Source organism: Pseudomonas sp. Yb2C2 (assembly GCF_052112325.1).
Classification (GTDB): Bacteria; Pseudomonadota; Gammaproteobacteria; order Pseudomonadales; family Pseudomonadaceae; genus Aquipseudomonas; species Aquipseudomonas marginalis.
In genome coordinates, this window is the sequence record NZ_JAVAJK010000006.1 from 106,548 (window position 1) to 125,038 (window position 18,491).

Here is an 18,491-nt window from a genome sequence, read left to right on the forward strand (position 1 = left end):
TCGATTTCCTTAGAGCGATCAGCTCAAAAACTTCTGCAACAGGTCATTGAGAAAGAGTTGCCCGCGATCGGTGGCCGCCAGGCGTGACGGTTCGACCTGCATTAAGCCACTTTGTTCTGCCTCGCGCCGCGCCTCGTCGAGGCTCGCCAGGTCGAGGCCGGTGCGTTCGGCGTAGAGCGTGGCGTCGACGCCCTCGGTGAGGCGCAGGGCGTTCATCAGGAACTCGAACGGCAACTCTTCGTTGGTCAGCTCCTTCGCCCCGGCCTGGAAGCTTTTGGCCGGGTTGAGGTAGTCCTTCGGCGCGCGGGTCTTCCAGGTGCGCACAATGCGCCCGTCCGGATGGCTGAGCTTGCCGTGGGCGCCGGCGCCGATGCCGATAAAGTCGCCGAAACTCCAGTAGTTGAGGTTATGCCGCGCCGGGCGCCCGGGCTGGGCGTAGGCCGACACTTCGTATTGTGCGTAACCGTGTTCGGCCAGCAGCGCCTGGCCCGCTTCCTGGATGTCCCACAGGGTATCGTCTTCCGGTAGCGCGGGCGGCTGGTTCCAGAACACGGTGTTGGGTTCCAGGGTCAACTGGTACCAGGACAGGTGTGTGGGTTTGAGCGCGATGGCCTGGCGCAGGTCGCTCAACGCATCGTCCAGGGACTGATCGGGCAAGCCGTGCATCAGGTCCAGGTTGAAGTTGTCGAACCCGGCCTGGCGCGCCATCCCGGCGGCGCGTACGGCTTCGTCGCCGTTGTGGATGCGGCCCAGGGCCTCAAGCTTTTCCTGCTGGAAGCTCTGGATGCCGATGGACAGCCGGTTGATCCCCAGCGCGCGGTAGGCGACGAACTTCTCTTGCTCGAACGTGCCGGGGTTGGCTTCCAGGGTGATCTCGATGTCGCCGGCAAACGGGATGCGTGCTTCCACGCCTTTGAGCAATCGGCCCAGCGCCGCAGCGCTGAACAGGCTTGGCGTGCCGCCGCCGAAGAAGATCGAACTCAGTTCGCGCCCATACACCGCGTGCAGGTCCTGATCGAGGTCGGCCAGCAAGGCGTCCACATACTCTTCTTCAGGCAGCACCTTGCTGGCGGTGTGGGAGTTGAAGTCGCAGTAAGGGCATTTGCGCACGCACCACGGGATGTGGATGTACAGCGCCAGGGGCGGCAGCACCGGCAGCGCCGCCCGAGGTGTTTGCGCGCCACCGTGGATCAGCGGCTGCGCGGAGGTGTTCCGGGTCATTTCAAGCCCAGGCGCTGGCGCAGCAAATCCATTGCGCGGGCACGGTGGCTGATCTGGTTCTTGTCGGCCGGGCTCAATTCGGCACTGGAGACATTGCGCTCCGGCACCCAGAACAGCGGGTCATAGCCAAAACCGTGCTCACCGCTGGCCGCGTGCAGGATGCGCCCGTGCCACAGGCCTTCGCAGAGGATCGGCAGCGGGTCATCGGCATGCCGCACCAAAGCCAGCACACAGACGAACTGCGCGCCGCGCATCGCGTCCGGCACGTCCTTGAGCGCGTCCAGCAGCTTGGCGTTGTTGGCCGCATCGCCCTTGCCATCGGCATAACGCGCCGAGTAGATACCCGGCGCGCCGCCGAGGAAGTCCACCGCTAGGCCAGAGTCGTCCGCCAGCGCCGGAAGGCCCGAGATGCGTGCGGCATTGCGCGCCTTGAGGATGGCGTTCTCGACGAACGACAGGCCGGTCTCTTCCGGCTCCACCTGGCTGAACTCGCCGATGGAGCGCAGCTGCACGGATTCGCCGAGCATGGCCTGGAGTTCTTTGAGCTTGCCGGCGTTATGGCTGGCCAATACGAGTTGAGTAAGGTTCATCATTCCGCCGGAAACAGTTCCTGGTTGAATTGGAAGCTATGGGCTTTGCCGCCGGTTTCCACATTGATGGTAAACGTCTTGTATTCCCGCTGCGTCACGGAGTACGGCGCGAGGTAATTGATCCCGCCTTTCTCGTCGATTTGCTTGAACGTCAGGATCTCGCTCTTGCCGCCCAGGTCCTTGATGGTGCCTGTCACTTGCGCTGCCACCGGGGTTACGCCCTTGATCACGGTCACATTGATCAAGCCCTTCTCCTTGCTGCGCACCACGCCGACTTTCTGGGCGGTTTCCGGCTGCAGGAAGCTGGAGGTGAAGGTGTTGTAATGAACGGTGATATCACCGAAGTCTTTCTTGCGATTAGCGTCGATAGTGTCCGCCGCCATGGCGCTGGCGCCCAGGCATGCAGTCAGTAGAAAAATAGCCAAGCGACTCATGATCGTCCCTCTTGAAAATGATTAGACGGCAATCTTGTGATCCGTCAGGCCAGGGCTGCTGACCCGATAGATACCAATTTCGCCCAACAGATTGGGCCATAGCTTGCTTGCCCAGCCGTGACGATGCTGTTGATCGACGGCCAGGCGGTTGATCACCTTGGCTTCACGCTCGCCACACAGGGCTTCGAAGTCTTCGAAGGTGCAGAAGTGGATGTTCGGCGTGTTGTACCAGGTGTACGGCAGGAAATCCGAGACTGGCATGCGGCCCTTGGTCGCCAGGTACCAGCGGCAGCGCCAGTGCCCGAAGTTGGGGAAGGTGATAATGCACTGGCGACCCACGCGCAGCATTTCGTCGAGGATGCGGTCCGGGTAGTGCACCGCTTGCAGGGCCTGGGTCATCACCACGATATCGAAGCTGTTGCTGGCGAAGTTGCCCAGGCCCTTGTCCAGGTCCTGCTCGATCACGTTGATGCCCTTGGCCACGCACTGGGCGATGTTGTCCGGGTCGTTTTCCAGGCCGTAGCCGGTGACTTGCTTGTTGTCGCGCAGCCAGCTCAGCAGTTCGCCATCGCCGCAGCCCAGGTCGAGCACGCGGCTGCCGGCGGGGATCCAGTCTTGGATGATGTCCAGGTCGGCTCTCATGGCGTTCTCACAAAGTAATGCGGTTCATGTAGTTGCTGAAAGCCTGGAGGTAGCGCGGGATCGGAATCAGGAAGGCGTCATGGCCTTGCGGTGCATCGATCTCCAGGTAGCAGACGTCTTTCTTGGCCGCCATCAGCGCATCCACCAGCTCTCGGGAGCGAGCCGGCGAGAAGCGCCAGTCGGTGGTAAACGACATGACGCAGAACTTGGCCGTGGCGCCCTCGAAGGTTTTCGCCAGGTCATCGTCGTGGTTGGCTGCCGGGTCGAAGTAGTCCAGGGCCTTGGTCATCAGCAGGTAGGTGTTGGCGTCGAAACGCCCGGAGAACTCCTCGCCCTGATAACGCAGGTAGCTTTCCACCTGGAACTCGACGCTGTGAAAGTCGTAGTTGAGCTTCTCGCTCTTGAGGCCACGGCCGAATTTCTCGCCCATGGAGTCATCGGACAGGTAGGTGATGTGCCCGACCATTCGCGCCAGCATCAAGCCGCGCTTGGGGATCACACCGGCTTCCTGGAACGAACCGCCGTGGAACTCGGGATCGGTGAGGATGGCCTGGCGCGCCACTTCGTTGAAGGCGATGTTCTGCGCCGACAATTTGGGCGCCGAGGCGATGGCCAGGCAATGGCGCACGCGATCCGGATACGTGATGGTCCATTGCAGGGCCTGCATGCCGCCCAGGCTGCCGCCGATCACCGCGGCCCATTGCCGGATACCCAGCAGGTCGGCGAGGCGCGCCTGGCTGTGCACCCAGTCTTCCACAGTGAGTACGGGGAAGTCGGCGCCGAACGGCCTGCCGGTTTCCGGGTTGAGGCTGCTGGGGCCGGTGGAGCCATTGCAGCCGCCGAGGTTGTTCAGGCTGACGACAAAGAACTTGTTGGTGTCGATGGGCTTGCCGGGGCCGATGCAACTGTCCCACCAGCCAGGCTTGCGCTCGTCAACGCTGTGGAAACCAGCGGCGTGATGATGACCGGAGAGGGCGTGGCAGATCAGCACGGCATTGCTCGCCGTGGCGTTCAGTTGGCCGTAGGTTTCATAAATCAGGTCATAGGCAGGCAGCGAACGACCACAGGCCAGGGCCAGTGGTTCGCTGAAGTGCGCCACTTGGGGCACGACCAGTCCAACAGAATCGGGGGGGAAGGCAGTTGGCATCGACCCTGCTCTCGTTTAAATGAGGCGTAAGTCTAAAGACCGATGCACCCAGCGGCAAGCAAAGGCCAAATGTGGGAGGGAGCAAGTCGAATCGTCGCCCCGCCCCTCCTGCATTTGCTCCGCCTGTCAGATCAGTCCGAACAGTTCCTTGGGCATGTTCGCGAAGTCAGCCAGGTACGGGATGCCCCAGCCTTGTATCAGCTGGATCGCGATAAACGCGAAGATCGGCGAAATATCCAGGCCGCCCAGGTTGGGCACCCAGCGGCGGAACGGCGCGAGCACCGGCTCGGTGATCTGAGACACCAGCTCGGCACCTGGGCTGCGGCTACCCGGCGCGACCCAGGACAGGATCACGCTGATGATCATCGACCAGAAGATGATCTTCAAAAACAACGAGAAGATCCCGATCAGTGCCCATGGCAACAGCAGCACGGTGTAAGGCAGGTAGCCCTTGAGCATCAAGACCAGCACGAACAGCAGGATCTGCAGCAGCAGCGCCAGCACCAGCGACGACATGTCCAGGCCGAACATGCTCGGGACCACTCGACGCAGGGGCTTGAGCAGCGGTTGGGTGGCCTTCACCACGAATTGGCACAGCGGGTTGTAGAAGTTCGCCCGCACCAGTTGCAGGATAAAACGCATCAGCACGATCAGCAGGTACAGGCTGCCCAAGGTCTGGATGATGAAGATGACGGCGTCATTGAGTCCAAGCATCATTTATTCCTTTGTAGGGGGACGACTATTTGCCCAGCTGCTCGGCCATTTCAGCCGAACGATGTGCTGCGGCACCCAGTGCTTTTTCCACCAGGGCTTCAAAGCCCCCGGCCTGGAACGATTCGATGGCAGCCTGCGTGGTGCCGCCGGGGGAGGTGACGCGACGGCGCAACTCGGCAGCGTCCACTTCACTGGAGACAGCCATTTTCGCGGCGCCCAGGGCGGTTTGCTCGGCCAGTTGCTCGGCGACTTGCTGTGGCAGGCCCAGTTTCACGCCGGCGGCGGTCATGGCCTCGATCAGCAGGAAGAAGTAAGCCGGGCCGCTGCCCGACACGGCGGTGACCGCGTCCAGTTGCTGCTCCTGTTCCAGCCACAGGGCGATGCCCACGGCGGACAGCAGTTCCTGGGCTTGGTCACGTTGCTCGGCGGTCACCTCGTGGGTGGCGTACAAACCGCTCACACCCTGGCGCAGCAGCGCCGGGGTGTTGGGCATGCAACGCACGATCGGTTGCGCGCCGAGCCAGTTGTTCATGCTGGCGCAGGTGATACCGGCGGCGATCGACACCACCAGTTGGTGTGGCTGAAGGCTTGGGCGCAGGCTTTCGCACACGGCCTTCATGGCCTGTGGCTTGACCGCCAGCACGATCACATCGACACCTTGGATGGCTTCGGCGTTATCGGCGAAGGTTTCGATACCGTGCTCGGCGCTGACGCGGGCACGGGTCTCGGCGCCCGGATCGCTGGCGCGGATCTGCGCCGCTTCCAGGCCTTTGGCCCGCAGGCCGCCGATCAGGCTGGCCGCCATGTTGCCGGCGCCGATAAAGGCAATACGCGTGTTGCTCATGACAGGTCCTTACTTAGATGGATGTCAGCCATTTCATGGCTGGCCGTAGTCGCGGGCGCCAAACAGGGCGGTACCGATCCGCACCCAGGTGGCGCCTTGGGCGATGGCCGACTCAAGGTCGTGGCTCATGCCCATGGAAAGTGTGTCGAGCGGCAGGTTCAGGTTGTTTTGCAGGTCGCGCACGCTGGAAAACGCGGCGTCTTGTTCGGCCCGATCGTCCGTCGGCTCGGGAATCGCCATCAAGCCCCGCAGCTTCAAGCGCGGCAGGGCGCTGATGGCGTTGGCCAGGGCCGGCAGGTCGGCGGGGGTGCAGCCGGACTTGCTGGCCTCGCCACTGACATTGACCTGGATGCAGATATTCAGCGCAGGCAGGTCCACCGGGCGTTGCTCGGACAGGCGTTGTGCAATTTTGAGACGGTCCACGGAATGCACCCAAGCGAAATTCTCGGCGATGGCGCGAGTCTTGTTCGATTGAATGGGGCCGATGAAGTGCCAACTCAAGGGCAGGTCGGTTAATTCGGCCTGCTTGCCCAGGGCCTCCTGCAGATAGTTTTCGCCAAAATCACGCATCCCGGCGGCATAGGCTTCACGCACGGCTTGGGCGGGTTTGGTCTTGCTCACGGCCAGCAGGTGGATGCTGTTTGCGTCACGTTGCACGGCGTCGGCTGCGGCGCGGATGCGCTGGCTAACCTGGCCGATGTTGTCTGCTATCGTCGACATTCAAGATGCGCCCGTGGATATGGAGTCCGCGGCATTCTACTGGAAATGGAAAGCCCTATGGATATCACTGAATTACTGCAGGCCGGCGTGCGTCGCGGCGCTTCCGACCTGCATCTGTCGGCCGGTATGGCGCCTATGCTGCGTATTGATGGTGAGGTCTGGCCGTTGGATTGGCCGGTGCTTTCACCCCCGCAAGTAGCGGATTTATTGAGCCCGTTGCTCAACCGCTACCAACAAAAGGATTTCGAAACATCTCTTGAAACGGATTTTGCCTTCGAGTTGCCGGGCGTGGCGCGGTTCCGGGCGAACGTATTCCAGCAGGATCGCGGCATGGGCGCGGTGTTTCGCACCATCCCGGCCGAGGTCCAGAGCCTGGAAAACCTCGGCCTGGGGGAAGTGTTCCAGCGTATCGCCCAGCTTGCGCGCGGCCTGGTGCTGGTGACGGGCCCCACCGGCTCCGGCAAGTCCACTACCCTGGCGGCGATGATCGATTACCTCAACCAGCATCGGCGCCAGCACATCCTCACGCTGGAAGACCCCATCGAGTTTATCCACACGCCGAAAACCGCCCTGATCAACCAGCGCCAGGTGCATCGAGATACCCATAGTTTCTCGCTGGCCTTGCGTTCGGCGCTGCGCGAAGACCCCGACGTGATCCTGGTGGGCGAACTGCGCGACCTGGAAACCATCCGCCTGGCCCTGACGGCGGCTGAGACCGGGCATCTGGTATTTGGCACCCTGCACACCACCTCGGCGGCAAAGACCGTGGACAGGCTGGTGGACGTGTTCCCGGCGGGGGAAAAGGCCATGGTCCGCTCGATGCTGTCGGAGTCGTTGCAGGCGGTGGTGTCCCAGGTGCTGGTCAAGAAGGTTGGCGGCGGGCGGGTGGCGGCCCATGAAATCATGCTGGGCACGCCGGCTATTCGTAACTTGATCCGCGAAGACAAGGTGGCGCAGATGGTCTCGGCGATTCAGACCGGCGGCGCGTTGGGCATGAAGACGTTGGATATGAGCTTGAAGGCGTTGGTCACGGAAGGCGTGATCAGCCGGGAAGAGGCGCGGGAGAAGGCGAGGGTGCCTGGGGATATCTGAGGGGTGTGGACGACACACATCAAATGTGGGAGGGGGCTTGCTCCCCTCCCACATGTACTACTGCATTCCAGCTTCAGATCAGCGTTGTACTACCCGCAAGGTATTCTGCTCTTTCGGCAGAACCCGCTTGGCAATCACGTAGTTCTTGTCCCAGAACGGCTTTTTCAGCGTGTCGATGCTGACCGACTTGCCACGGCGCGGTGCGTGGATGAAGCGGTCGTTGCCCAGGTAGATGGCTACGTGGTTCACCTGGCGGCTCTTCAGTTTGAAGAACAACAGGTCACCCGGTTTCAGGTCCTTGCGCTCAACCTTCTGCCCATGACCGGCGGCCATGGCGTTGGAGGTGCGCGGCAGATCCACGGCCGCTACGTCGTTAAACGCATATTTCACCAGGCCGCTGCAGTCGAACCCTTTACTTGGGCTGCTGCCGCCCCAACGATAAGGAGTACCGAGCACGTTTACGGCGCGGCTGAGGACGGTGCTGCTTTGCCTGGTGTTGACTGCCATCAGGCCTGGAACTGCTTTACCGTGGGCCTTGCTCAGTTGAGTCGGGCGGCTGACGGTCGGCTTTGCCGATTTGGCAGTGCTGGGCGCGCTGTGGACTTTAGGGGTGAAACCGTTGACGTTCGGAAGTCGTTGCTCACGATTGGTGGCGTGGGCGGCCAGTGGCATTAATAGGCAAATGGTTAGCCATGTCTTTAAAAATGGTCGCATTAGGCGTGGCTCTTATGGGTTTGCGCGCAACTTTATAACAGCTTTTTGTGTCGTTCTCAGGCCGTTTGTCGACTGAACCTTGGGGTCAAACTCAGGAAAAACGCGACGATTCGCCGCGATTGTCCTACACAAGTCAGGTGGCATAAGGCTTTCAGGGGAGGGAAGATACCATTTGCCGTACGTCGGGCGCCTGTAAAAAAGTCACAAAGAAAGTGAAAAAATTTATCTATCGAAGCAAAAGAGGTACTCCATGAACACCTATCAACAGGTTGGTCCGCAGCAAGACACCCACAGCAAGGTGATCGGTTACCTGCTCTGGATTTTCGGGTTTACCGGGGCCCATCGTTTCTATTACGGCAAACCGGTCACTGGAACGATCTGGTTTTTCACCCTCGGCTTGCTGGGGATCGGCTGGCTGATCGACCTGTTCCTGATTCCGGCCATGGACCGTGAAGCGGACCTGCGTTTTACCGCTGGGCCTATCGAATACAACGTGGCGTGGATTCTGTTGGCGTTTCTGGGGGTGTTCGGCGTGCACCGCATGTACCAGGGCAAATGGATCACCGGCCTGATCTACCTGCTGACCGGCGGCTTGTTCCTGGTGGGAGTGCTGTATGACTTCTGGACCTTGAATACCCAGGTTTCGATCCGCAATGCCGAGCGCAACGGCGGCCGCTAGATCATAAATAACCTGTAGGAGCGAGCTTGCTCGCGAAGAACGTTAACGATAACGCAGCGCTATCAGGTAGCCCGCATTGTCTATTCGTTCTTCGCGAGCAAGCTCGCTCCTACAGGTTTTAGTGGCTCAAGCCTGATAGCTGATGCGCCCGTCCACCAAGGTGTAGCGCACGCTCGTCGGCAGGCTATGGCCGATGAACGGGCAGTTTTCACCCTTGGACAGCCAGTGCTCGCCCGCAACCGTGGAGCCGGCCGGATCAAACAGCACTAGATCTGCCGCCGCCCCCACCGCCAGCTTGCCCGCCGGCAGGCGCAAGGCCTCGGCCGGGCCTGCGCTCAGGCGCGCCAGCAGTGTCGGCAGGTCCAGCAAACCGTCTTCCACCAACGTCATCGCCAGCGGCAGCAACAGCTCCACGCTGCTGATGCCCGGCTCCGTCGCGCCGAACGGCGCCAGCTTGGCATCGCGCTCATGGGGCTGGTGGTGGCTGGAAATCGCCGAGATCACCCCCGATTTCACTGCCGCACGCAAACCGTCACGATCGGCCAGTGTGCGCAGCGGCGGTTGCACGTGGTAAAGGCTGGAGAAGTCGATCAGCGCCTCATCCGTCAGCAGCAACTGATACAACGCCACGTCTGCCGTCACCGGCAGGCCACGGGCCTGGGCCTGGGCGATCAGGGCCACGCCCCGGGCGCTGGTCAGTTGGCTGAAGTGCGCACGCACGCCGCTTTGTTCCACCAGCAGCAGGTCACGGGCCAGGGCTACGGTTTCAGCGGTTTCCGGAATGCCCGGCAAGCCGAGGAAGCTGGCGACCGCACCTTCATGGGCCAGGCCGCCTTCGGCCAGGTCGCGGTCCTGGGAGTGGAAGATCACCGTCAAGTCGAAGGTGGCCGCGTATTCCAGGGCGCGGCACAGGGTGCGGGTGCTGCGGAAACTCTCCAGGCCGTTGCCGAACGCCACGCAACCGGCATCGCGCAGGGCGATCAGTTCGGCGAGTTGTTCGCCTTCCAGGCCTTTGCTCAGGGCGCCGATGGGGAACACTTTGCAATTGCCGGCCTCACGGGCACGGTCGAGGATCAGCTCGGTCACGGCCGACGTGTCGAGCACCGGCTTGGTGTGCGGTGGGCAGCACAGGCTGGTGACGCCACCGGCTGCGGCCGCGCGGGTCTCGCTGGTGATATTGCCTTTGCGGCTGAAGCCCGGCTCGCGCAGGGCGACGTTCAGGTCCACCAGGCCGGGCGCGGCCACCAGGCCTTTGGCATCGATGGTCTCGCTGGGGCTGAAAGCACCGGGCGCGGCGCCGATGGCGATGATCCGGCCGGCCTCCAGGTGCAGATCGGTAACCTGATCCAGGCCACTGGCCGGATCGATGACTCGGGCGCCGAGAATGCTGAGCTTCACTGGGCCTTCTCCTGCTCGAATTGACGTTGCGCGGTTTGTCCGCTCATGGCCATGGACAACACCGCCATGCGCACGGCGATGCCATACGTGACCTGGTTGAGAATCACCGACTGGCTGCCGTCGGCCACCGCCGACTCAATCTCCACGCCTCGGTTGATCGGCCCCGGGTGCATCACGATGGCGTCCGGCTTGGCGCCGGCCAGGCGTGCGGTGGTCAGGCCGAACAGGCGGTAGAACTCGCCTTCGCTCGGCAGCAGGCCACCCGACATGCGTTCGCGTTGCAGGCGCAGCATGATTACCACGTCCACATCCTTGAGGCCTTCGGTCATGTCGGTGTAGACCTTCACGCCGTATTGCTCGATGCCGATGGGCAAGAGGGTTTTCGGTGCGATCACGCGGATGTCCGGGCAACCCAGGGTTTTCAGGGCCAGCATGTTCGAGCGTGCCACCCGTGAGTGCAGGATGTCGCCGACGATGGCCACCGAGAGGTTTTCGAAGCTGCCCTTGTGCCGACGTATGGTGAGCATGTCGAGCATGCCCTGGGTCGGGTGGGCGTGACGGCCGTCGCCGCCGTTGATGATCGCCACCTGCGGGCACACGTGCTCGGCAATGAAGTGGGCGGCACCGGAGTCGCCGTGGCGCACCACGAACATGTCGGCGGCCATCGCTTCCAGGTTGCGCAGGGTGTCGAGCAGGGTCTCGCCCTTGCTCGCCGACGAGGTGGACACGTTCAGCGTGATCACGTCGGCCGACAGCCGTTGGGCCGCCAGTTCAAAGGTGGTCCGTGTACGGGTGGAGTTCTCGAAGAACACGTTGCAGATGGTCTTGCCGCGCAGCAACGGGACTTTCTTCACCGCCCGGCCGCCAACCTCGAGGAACGAGTCGGCGGTGTCGAGGATTTCGGTGAGCAGTTCGCGGGGCAAACCGTCGAGGGACAAGAAGTGTTGCAACTGGCCCTGAGCATTGAGCTGCAGCGGGCGCTTGGCATCTAGAGGCGTCATCGCGGGGACTCTTTACAAGGCGGTTTAAAGGGCAAGGTCTTGCAGTTCGAGTTCGAGCGGCGTGGGACCGGACAATTTTACTCGCTGGCTGGCCTCAAGGGACAGCGTGGCGCCAACCACGTCCGGGCTGATGGGCAGTTCGCCTGCGTCCAGGTCCAGCAGGCAGACCAGGGTGATGCTGGCCGGGCGCCCGTAATCGAACAATTCATTCATGGCGGCGCGGATGGTACGGCCGCTCATCAGCACATCGTCGATCAGCACCAGGTGCTGGCCTTCAATCTCGAACGGCAGGGCAGACGGGCGCACTTGCGGGTGCAGGCCGTTCTGGCTGAAGTCGTCGCGGTAGAAGGACACGTCCAGGGTACCCAAGGGTGAGTCGCTGCCCAGTTCGTCCAGCAACGCTTGGGCGACCCACACACCGCCGGTGCGAATACCGATAAAGCGCGGTTCGCTGATGCCACGGTGTTCCAGGTGCGTCTTGAGGCTAACCGCCATCTGGCGGATCAGTTCGGCGGGGTTTGGCAGGCTCATGGTGGCTCCTTCAAGGCCTTGCGCGGCGGAGGCGACGACAAGGTCCGGGCTCAAACGTAAGAAGACGCGGCAAGCCGCGTCAGTCAGGATTCAAATAAAGCAGTGTTTTCGTCCAGCCAGCCCTGTAACAACAAGGCGGCGGCGATGGCGTCCACCGGGTTATCGCGGTAGCTGCCTTTCTGGCCGCCACGGTCGCGGCGTTCGCCCTTGGCTTCAAAGGTGGTCAGGCGTTCATCGTGGGTATAGAAGGGCAGGTTGTAGCGGCCGTTAAGACGGCGGGCGAACTTTTCGGCGCGCAGGCACATGTCGCTGGGGGTGCCGTCCATGTTCAGGGGCAGGCCGACCACTACGGCATCGGGCTTCCACTCTTTGATCAGGGCTTCGACCTGGTTCCAGTCCGGTATGCCGTTCTGGGCCTTGAGGGTGCACAGCTCGCGGGCTTGGCCGGTGATGACCTGGCCGACCGCTACGCCGATCTGCTTGGTGCCGTAGTCAAAGCCGAGGATCAAACGCAAGGCCATCAGGCGTGCCCCGCCTGGCTGGTCAGCAGGCTGAGGTTGACCCGCAGCTTGGCCGCGGCGGCTTCCAGGCGCAGTTCGCTTGCGGTGTTGAACAGGATGTCGGCATCGAACGGGCAGGTCAGCCAGGCATTGCTGGCCAGTTCGGCTTCCAGCTGCCCGGCTTCCCAGCCGGCGTAACCCAGGGTGATCACACTTTGCTCAGGGCCCACGCCGTCGGCGATGGCGAACAGCACGTCCTGGGAGGTGGACAGCGAGACTCCGTCCAGGTCCACCGTGGCCTGGAACTTCGGCCCGGTGGGGTGCAGCACAAAGCCGCGATCGGTCTGCACCGGCCCGCCGATGTAGATCGGCACGCCCTGGCAACGGGCCGGCGGGTCGACCTCCGGACGCAGCTGTTCAAGGATATCGGCCAGGTTCAGCGCCTGCGGGCGGTTCACCACCAACCCCATGGCACCATTGGCCGTGTGCTCGACGATGTAGGTCAAGGTCTGCGCAAAGTTCGGGTCGGCCATATGGGGCATGGCGATCAGGAATTGGTGCTTGAGGTAGGTCGGGCTGACATTTTTCATGTCCGCTAGTGTGGCGTTGGAGGGGCGAACTGACAAGCTGGACGTGACCCGAATACAGTGCTGTCGGCTTTTCTGTAGGACGGCGCGTTCAGTTGCTGGAAAGGCGATCACCCTTGGCAAACTTCCAGGTGCGGATGATTTCCAGGCGGTCCACATCGTTCAAGTCCCCGGTAAACGGGGCAAAGGGCGCGGCCAGGCGCACGATGCGTTGGGCCGCCTGGTCCAGCAGCGGCTGACCGGACGACTCCAGCACCTGCACTTCATATAAGGTGCCGTCGCGGTTGATCGACACCAAAAGACGCAAATTGCCGTAGATCTGCTGGCGCCGTGCCTCTTCCGGGTAGTTGAGGTTACCGATGCGCTCGACCTTCTTACGCCACTCGTCCTTATACCAGGCGCCCTTGTCGCGCATGGTCGAGGCGGCGTTCAGGCGGTAAATGCGTGGGCGCTTGGCGTAAAGCTGTTGTTCATGGGCCAGTTCGGCTTCCAGGCTGGAGATTTCGTCGGACAGTGTCGAGCTGTCGAACGTCGGTGCCGGCTTCACGGGCTCGGGTTGCGGCTCGGTCTTGGTTTTCTCGCGCTGGACCGGGGCTTTTTGCGGCTTGGGTGCGACGGTGGTCACCGTGGGCTTGGGCGTGGCCTGTTTGACTTCAGGCTTGGGCGCCGGCGGCGGTGTGACCTTATTGACCTTGTTGTCCTGGAAGGGCGCCACTTCGGTGGTCTTGGGGATCGCCTTCTTGTCCAGGGTGCCACTGCCCTGCTGGTTGTCCTGGGCGATAAAGTCCGCCTTCTCGGGCTTCTTTTCGCTCTTGAACGTGGCGAGAGTGATTTCCAGGGTCTTGGTGATCTGCTTGGGCTCGACCATGGTGAAACCCACGCCGAGGATCAAGGCCAGGTGAATCAATGCCGCAAGAAACAGGGTAAATCCGAGCCGATCAGCCGGGCGCACGCCGCTGTGGGAGAGTTCGGAGGGCAGATCGGACGGGAGTGTCATGACAAGAAAACCAACATCGCGCGTTTCACAGGTCGGGCATGATAGCGCAATGTTGGTGTGTGTCCGGCTGTTCTATATCACTTGGCCTGCAGCTTGCGTTCGATGGCGGCCATCAACATTTCGCCGATGTTCGTGCCAAATGCGTTGTCGATCTCGCGAATGCAGGTCGGGCTGGTGACATTGATTTCGGTGAGGTTTTCCCCAATTACGTCAAGGCCTACAAACAGCAAACCCTTTTCCCGCAGGGTCGGGCCAACTTGGCTGGCGATCCAGCGGTCTTTGTCGGACAACGGCCGCGCTTCGCCTCGACCGCCTGCCGCCAGGTTGCCACGGGTCTCGCCTGCCGCCGGAATACGCGCCAGGCAGTAATCCACCGGCTCGCCGTCGATCATCAGGATGCGTTTGTCGCCGTCCTTGATCGCCGGCAGGTAGGCCTGGCCCATGATTTGCTGGGTGCCCAGGGCGGTCAGGGTTTCGAGGATCACCGACAGGTTCGGGTCGCCGGCGCGGTGACGGAAGATCGAGGTGCCACCCATGCCGTCCAGCGGCTTGAGGATCACATCGCCGTGCTTGGCGGCAAATTCACGCAGCACGTCGGCACGACGGCTGACCACGGTGGGCGGTGTGCACTGCGGGAACAACGTGGCGAACAGCTTTTCATTGCAGTCACGCAGGCTTTGCGGCTTGTTGACGATCAGCACGCCGGCACGTTCGGCCTGCTCCAGCAGGTAGGTGGAGTAGACGAACTCCATGTCGAACGGCGGGTCCTTGCGCATCAGGATCACGTCGAGGTCGCTCAGGGGGCTGTCGATTTCGTCCTGCAGTTCGAACCACTTCTCGGGGTTGGCAAACACCTGCAGCGGGCGCATGCGTGCACGGGCCTCGCCGTCGCCCTGGTAAAGGTCGCGCTGCTCCATATAGAACAGGCTCCAGCCGCGGGCCTGGGCGGCCAGGAGCATGGCCAGCGAGCTGTCCTTTTTATAGGAAATGCTGGCGATAGGGTCCATGACAATGCCGACGCGAACGCTCATGGGGGATTTCCTCTAGCAAAATTGGGGCACATAAAAGTGGCGTCAGAGTGGCGCTGCGGCTGTTGTGGGTCAAGGAAAAACCACCGGGCGGGTGCCTCGATAGATTGCTCCCCGAGACTGTGCTAAAAAGACTGCCACGGCGCAGCAGCCCTTGAATTCCAAGGCCTGCGGCGCTCATCCTGTGCAACATCAGGCAGTACACACCGAAAACCGATTCGCTGTGGCGATGGTAGAGCAGATATGGAACAGCATTCCAACGCCTTGAGAGTGATGGTGATCGACGATTCGAAAACGATCCGCCGCACCGCCGAGACGCTGTTGAAGAACGTGGGCTGCGATGTCATCACGGCCATCGACGGTTTCGATGCCCTGGCCCGGATTGTGGATCATCACCCGCACATTATCTTTGTCGACATCATGATGCCGCGCCTGGATGGCTATCAGACCTGCGCCCTGGTGAAGAACAACCCGGTGTTCAAGTCGATCCCGGTGATCATGCTGTCCTCCAAGGACGGTCTGTTCGACAAGGCCAAGGGGCGCATCGTGGGTGTCGATCAGTTTTTGACCAAGCCTTTCAGCAAGGAAGAACTGCTGAGTGCGATCAAGGCCTATGTGCCCGGGTTCGCCGCAGTGGAACAAGCACACTGACGCCGCCTCACAAGGGCCGGCGCCGACCAATGTAGTGGGGAAAACCATGGCACGTGTTCTGATCGTCGACGATTCGCCGACCGAAATGTACAAACTGACCGGCATGCTGGAAAAGCACGGCCACCAGGTCCTCAAGGCCGAGAACGGCGCCGACGGCGTGGCCCTGGCCCGCCAGGAAAAGCCTGACGCCGTGCTGATGGACATCGTGATGCCGGGCCTCAATGGCTTCCAGGCCACCCGCCAGCTGTCCAAGGAGCCGGAAACCAACGGCATCCCGATCATCATCATTACCACCAAGGATCAGGAGACCGACAAGATCTGGGGCGCACGCCAGGGTGCCAAGGATTACCTGACCAAGCCTGTGGACGAGGAAACCCTGATCGCCACCCTGAACAAGGTGCTGGCCGGCTGACGGCACGCCATCATGACCGAGTCGCAAACCGCCTTCGAGTTGTTGCTGGACATCGACCGCCGCTGCCGCCTGCTGGCCGCCGACCTGCCATCCCAGGAAACCCGCCTGCAACGCTGGAGCGGGATTGGCTTTCGCCTGGGGCAGCATTGGTATGTCGCGCCCATGGGCGAAGTCGCCGAAGTCCTGCATGAGCCGCGTTGCACTTTAATGCCCGGGGTCAAGGCCTGGGTCAGGGGTGTTGCTAACCTGCGCGGGCGTTTGCTGCCGGTGATGGACCTCGGCGGCTTCCTTGGCCTTGAGCTGTCCAAGGCGCGCAAGCAACGGCGGGTGCTGGTGGTGGAATACAACGATCTGTTTGTCGGGCTGTTGGTAGACGAGGTGGTGGGGATGCAGCATTTTGCACAAGACGCCTTGCTGGCGAGCCCCAGCCCCGGCGCGCCATTTATCCAGGGCCAATTCGACGGCGAGCCGCTGTGGCAGGTCTTCAGCCCCTTCGCCCTGGCCCAGGCCCCTGGCTTCATGGATGTCGCCGCATGACCACCGCTACTACGCCCAAACCCCAGGCCGGCTCGCGCAGCCGTTCACAGATCATCGTGCTGTTTATCGCGCTGATCGTATTCATCATGCTGCTGTTCGCCAACTTTGCTTACCTCAACACCCAGTCCACCTACGACAAGCAGTACATCGGCCACGCCGGTGAACTGCGCGTGCTGTCCCAACGCATCGCCAAGAACGCTACCGAGGCCGCCGCCGGCAAGGCCGCCGCATTCAAGCTGTTGGGCGACGCGCGCAACGATTTTGCCCAGCGCTGGGGTTACCTGAAAAAAGGCGACCCGGAAACCGGCCTGCCCGCTGCGCCCAGTGCGGTCCGCGCCGAAATGCGCGCGGTGCAGACGGACTGGGAAGCGCTGTTGAAAAACACCGACGCGATCCTCGCCAGCGAACAGACCGTGCTGTCCCTGCACCAAGTGGCCGCGACCCTCGCCGAAACCGTACCGCAATTGCAGATGGAGTCGGAAAAGGTCGTCGACATCCTGCTGCAACGCGGCGCGCCGGCCAGCCAGGTGGCCTTGGCCCAGCGCCAGTCGCTGCTGGCCGAGCGTATCCTGGGCGCGGTCAACACGGTGCTGGCCGGTGACGAAACCGCCGTCCAGGCCGCCGACACCTTTGGCCGCGACGCCAATCGCTTCGGGCAGGTGCTCAATGGCATGCTCAACGGCAACCCCGGGCTGCGCATCACTCAGGTAGAAGACCGCGATGCCCGCGCGCGGCTGGCGGAAATCGCCGAGTTGTTCGAGTTTGTCTCCGGCTCCGTGGATGAAATCCTCGAAACCTCGCCGCAGTTGTTCCAGGTCCGCGCCTCGGCGAGCAATATTTTCAACCTGTCGCAAACCCTGCTCGATGAAGCCTCGCACCTGGCCACCGGTTTTGAAAACCTCGCCAGCGGACGCAGCTTCGACACCATCGGCGGCTATGTGCTGGGCCTGTTGGCGCTGGCCTCGATCATCCTGATCGGACTGGTGATGGTGCGCGAAACCAACCGCCAACTGCACGAGACCGCCGAGAAGAACGAGCGCAACCAGAACGCGATCATGCGCCTGCTCGATGAAATCGAAGACCTGGCCGACGGCGACCTCACCGTGACCGCCTCGGTGACTGAAGACTTCACCGGCACCATCGCCGACTCCATCAACTATTCCGTGGACCAGCTGCGCGACCTGGTGGCCACCATCAACCTCACCGCCGGGCAAGTGGCGGGTGCCGTGCAAGAGACCCAGGCCACCGCCATGCACCTGGCCCAGGCCTCCGAGCATCAGGCCCAGCAGATCGCCGAAGCCTCCACCGCGATCAACCAGATGGCCCAGTCCATCGATCAGGTGTCGGCCAACGCCGCCGAATCATCGGCGGTGGCGGAACGTTCGGTGGAAATCGCCAACAAAGGCAACGAGGTGGTGCACAACACCATCCACGGCATGGACAACATTCGCGAACAGATCCAGGACACCGCAAAGCGCATCAAGCGCCTGGGCGAGTCGTCCCAGGAGATTGGCGACATCGTCAGCCTGATCGACGACATTGCCGACCAGACCAACATCCTCGCCCTCAACGCCGCGATCCAGGCGAGCATGGCCGGTGATGCCGGACGCGGCTTTGCGGTGGTGGCCGATGAAGTGCAGCGGCTGGCCGAACGTTCGTCGGCGGCCACCCGGCAGATTGAAACCCTGGTGCGCGCGATCCAGGCCGACACCAACGAAGCCGTCATCTCCATGGAACAGACCACCACCGAAGTGGTGCGCGGTGCACGGCTGGCCCAGGACGCCGGGGTGGCGCTGGAAGAGATCGAAGGCGTATCGAAAACCCTGGCCGCGCTGATCCAGAGCATCTCCAACGCAGCGCAGCAACAGACCTCATCGGCGGGACAGATCTCCCTGACCATGAACGTGATCCAGCAGATCACCACGCAGACGTCATCGGGCTCCACCGCTACCGCCGAAAGCATCGGCAACTTGGCGAAGATGGCCAGCCAGTTGCGCAGGTCGGTGTCGGGTTTCACCCTGCCAGCGGCCAAACAGGCTGATGATTGAAATG

General features: G+C 62.2%; 22 protein-coding genes. 6 read left to right on the top strand and 16 right to left on the bottom strand.

Going from position 1 to position 18,491, the window contains the following annotated elements; translation table 11 throughout:
* Window positions 1-18: 18 nt before the first annotated feature.
* From hemW to Q8X51_RS10275, 8 genes are all read right to left on the bottom strand, one after another.
* Window positions 19-1,221, bottom strand: a complete 1,203-nt coding sequence (gene hemW, locus Q8X51_RS10240) for a radical SAM family heme chaperone HemW (RefSeq protein WP_074847824.1) — start codon at window positions 1,219-1,221, stop codon at window positions 19-21.
* Window positions 1,218-1,814 carry an RdgB/HAM1 family non-canonical purine NTP pyrophosphatase gene (gene rdgB, locus Q8X51_RS10245; protein WP_027606096.1) on the bottom strand — a complete coding sequence of 199 codons (597 nt, stop codon included), beginning with the start codon at window positions 1,812-1,814 and terminating at the stop codon, window positions 1,218-1,220. Before rdgB ends, hemW begins: the two co-directional genes overlap by 4 nt.
* The gene (locus Q8X51_RS10250; RefSeq protein WP_027606095.1) at window positions 1,811-2,245 is read right to left on the bottom strand and encodes a DUF4426 domain-containing protein; all 435 of its coding nucleotides are present in this window, start codon (window positions 2,243-2,245) and stop codon (window positions 1,811-1,813) included. The genes rdgB and Q8X51_RS10250 overlap by 4 nt, the downstream gene beginning before the upstream one ends.
* A gap of 21 nt (window positions 2,246-2,266) precedes the next feature.
* On the bottom strand, window positions 2,267-2,887 hold the full coding sequence (metW, locus tag Q8X51_RS10255; RefSeq protein ID WP_017735309.1) for a methionine biosynthesis protein MetW: 621 nt from the start codon (window positions 2,885-2,887) through the stop codon (window positions 2,267-2,269).
* Between the two features lie 7 nt (window positions 2,888-2,894).
* Window positions 2,895-4,034 carry a homoserine O-succinyltransferase MetX gene (gene metX / locus Q8X51_RS10260; protein ID WP_027606094.1) on the bottom strand — a complete coding sequence of 380 codons (1,140 nt, stop codon included), beginning with the start codon at window positions 4,032-4,034 and terminating at the stop codon, window positions 2,895-2,897.
* Between the two features lie 126 nt (window positions 4,035-4,160).
* Window positions 4,161-4,748: a YggT family protein gene (locus Q8X51_RS10265; RefSeq protein WP_065923851.1), complete on the bottom strand. Its 588-nt coding sequence runs from the start codon at window positions 4,746-4,748 to the stop codon at window positions 4,161-4,163.
* Between the two features lie 25 nt (window positions 4,749-4,773).
* The gene (gene proC, locus Q8X51_RS10270) at window positions 4,774-5,592 is read right to left on the bottom strand and encodes a pyrroline-5-carboxylate reductase (RefSeq protein ID WP_027606092.1); all 819 of its coding nucleotides are present in this window, start codon (window positions 5,590-5,592) and stop codon (window positions 4,774-4,776) included.
* A gap of 33 nt (window positions 5,593-5,625) precedes the next feature.
* Window positions 5,626-6,312, bottom strand: coding sequence for a YggS family pyridoxal phosphate-dependent enzyme (locus Q8X51_RS10275; RefSeq protein ID WP_065923850.1), 687 nt, complete (start codon window positions 6,310-6,312; stop codon window positions 5,626-5,628).
* A 57-nt stretch (window positions 6,313-6,369) separates the two neighbouring features.
* Between Q8X51_RS10275 and Q8X51_RS10280 the strand changes: the two genes are divergently transcribed.
* Window positions 6,370-7,404, top strand: a complete 1,035-nt coding sequence (locus Q8X51_RS10280) for a type IV pilus twitching motility protein PilT (RefSeq protein ID WP_065923849.1) — start codon at window positions 6,370-6,372, stop codon at window positions 7,402-7,404.
* A 78-nt stretch (window positions 7,405-7,482) separates the two neighbouring features.
* Here the strand turns inward: Q8X51_RS10280 and Q8X51_RS10285 are convergent, their stop codons facing one another.
* The gene (locus Q8X51_RS10285) at window positions 7,483-8,118 is read right to left on the bottom strand and encodes a C40 family peptidase (RefSeq protein ID WP_027606089.1); all 636 of its coding nucleotides are present in this window, start codon (window positions 8,116-8,118) and stop codon (window positions 7,483-7,485) included.
* Window positions 8,119-8,368: 250 nt separating this feature from the next.
* Here Q8X51_RS10285 and Q8X51_RS10290 point away from each other — a divergent pair, with 250 nt between their 5' ends.
* Window positions 8,369-8,797: an NINE protein gene (locus Q8X51_RS10290; RefSeq protein ID WP_027606088.1), complete on the top strand. Its 429-nt coding sequence runs from the start codon at window positions 8,369-8,371 to the stop codon at window positions 8,795-8,797.
* A gap of 126 nt (window positions 8,798-8,923) precedes the next feature.
* Here the strand turns inward: Q8X51_RS10290 and Q8X51_RS10295 are convergent, their stop codons facing one another.
* From Q8X51_RS10295 to gshB, 7 genes are all read right to left on the bottom strand, one after another.
* Window positions 8,924-10,195 (bottom strand): dihydroorotase, encoded by a 1,272-nt coding sequence (locus Q8X51_RS10295; protein WP_407693679.1) that lies wholly within the window; start codon window positions 10,193-10,195, stop codon window positions 8,924-8,926.
* On the bottom strand, window positions 10,192-11,196 hold the full coding sequence (locus Q8X51_RS10300; protein WP_027606086.1) for an aspartate carbamoyltransferase catalytic subunit: 1,005 nt from the start codon (window positions 11,194-11,196) through the stop codon (window positions 10,192-10,194). Before Q8X51_RS10300 ends, Q8X51_RS10295 begins: the two co-directional genes overlap by 4 nt.
* 24 nt (window positions 11,197-11,220) lie before the next feature.
* On the bottom strand, window positions 11,221-11,727 hold the full coding sequence (gene pyrR, locus Q8X51_RS10305) for a bifunctional pyr operon transcriptional regulator/uracil phosphoribosyltransferase PyrR (protein ID WP_065923847.1): 507 nt from the start codon (window positions 11,725-11,727) through the stop codon (window positions 11,221-11,223).
* An 83-nt stretch (window positions 11,728-11,810) separates the two neighbouring features.
* On the bottom strand, window positions 11,811-12,248 hold the full coding sequence (gene ruvX, locus Q8X51_RS10310) for a Holliday junction resolvase RuvX (protein ID WP_005792259.1): 438 nt from the start codon (window positions 12,246-12,248) through the stop codon (window positions 11,811-11,813).
* Complete coding sequence (locus Q8X51_RS10315; RefSeq protein WP_027606084.1) at window positions 12,248-12,817, bottom strand: YqgE/AlgH family protein; 570 nt, start codon at window positions 12,815-12,817, stop codon at window positions 12,248-12,250. The genes ruvX and Q8X51_RS10315 overlap by 1 nt, the downstream gene beginning before the upstream one ends.
* Window positions 12,818-12,905: 88 nt before the next feature.
* Window positions 12,906-13,811: an energy transducer TonB gene (locus Q8X51_RS10320; RefSeq protein ID WP_065923846.1), complete on the bottom strand. Its 906-nt coding sequence runs from the start codon at window positions 13,809-13,811 to the stop codon at window positions 12,906-12,908.
* Window positions 13,812-13,888: 77 nt separating this feature from the next.
* Window positions 13,889-14,842, bottom strand: a complete 954-nt coding sequence (gshB, locus tag Q8X51_RS10325) for a glutathione synthase (protein ID WP_065923845.1) — start codon at window positions 14,840-14,842, stop codon at window positions 13,889-13,891.
* A 240-nt stretch (window positions 14,843-15,082) separates the two neighbouring features.
* Between gshB and pilG the strand changes: the two genes are divergently transcribed.
* Genes pilG through Q8X51_RS10345 form a run of 4 tightly spaced genes read left to right on the top strand, consistent with a single transcriptional unit; the run spans window position 15,083 to window position 18,487 of the window.
* Window positions 15,083-15,490 (top strand): twitching motility response regulator PilG, encoded by a 408-nt coding sequence (gene pilG, locus Q8X51_RS10330; RefSeq protein WP_027606081.1) that lies wholly within the window; start codon window positions 15,083-15,085, stop codon window positions 15,488-15,490.
* 46 nt (window positions 15,491-15,536) lie between these two features.
* Window positions 15,537-15,902 (top strand): twitching motility response regulator PilH, encoded by a 366-nt coding sequence (pilH, locus tag Q8X51_RS10335; protein ID WP_014720320.1) that lies wholly within the window; start codon window positions 15,537-15,539, stop codon window positions 15,900-15,902.
* Window positions 15,903-15,914: 12 nt separating this feature from the next.
* Window positions 15,915-16,439 carry a chemotaxis protein CheW gene (locus Q8X51_RS10340; RefSeq protein ID WP_065923844.1) on the top strand — a complete coding sequence of 175 codons (525 nt, stop codon included), beginning with the start codon at window positions 15,915-15,917 and terminating at the stop codon, window positions 16,437-16,439.
* Window positions 16,436-18,487, top strand: coding sequence for a methyl-accepting chemotaxis protein (locus tag Q8X51_RS10345; RefSeq protein ID WP_065923843.1), 2,052 nt, complete (start codon window positions 16,436-16,438; stop codon window positions 18,485-18,487). Before Q8X51_RS10340 ends, Q8X51_RS10345 begins: the two co-directional genes overlap by 4 nt.
* Window positions 18,488-18,491: the final 4 nt, after the last annotated feature.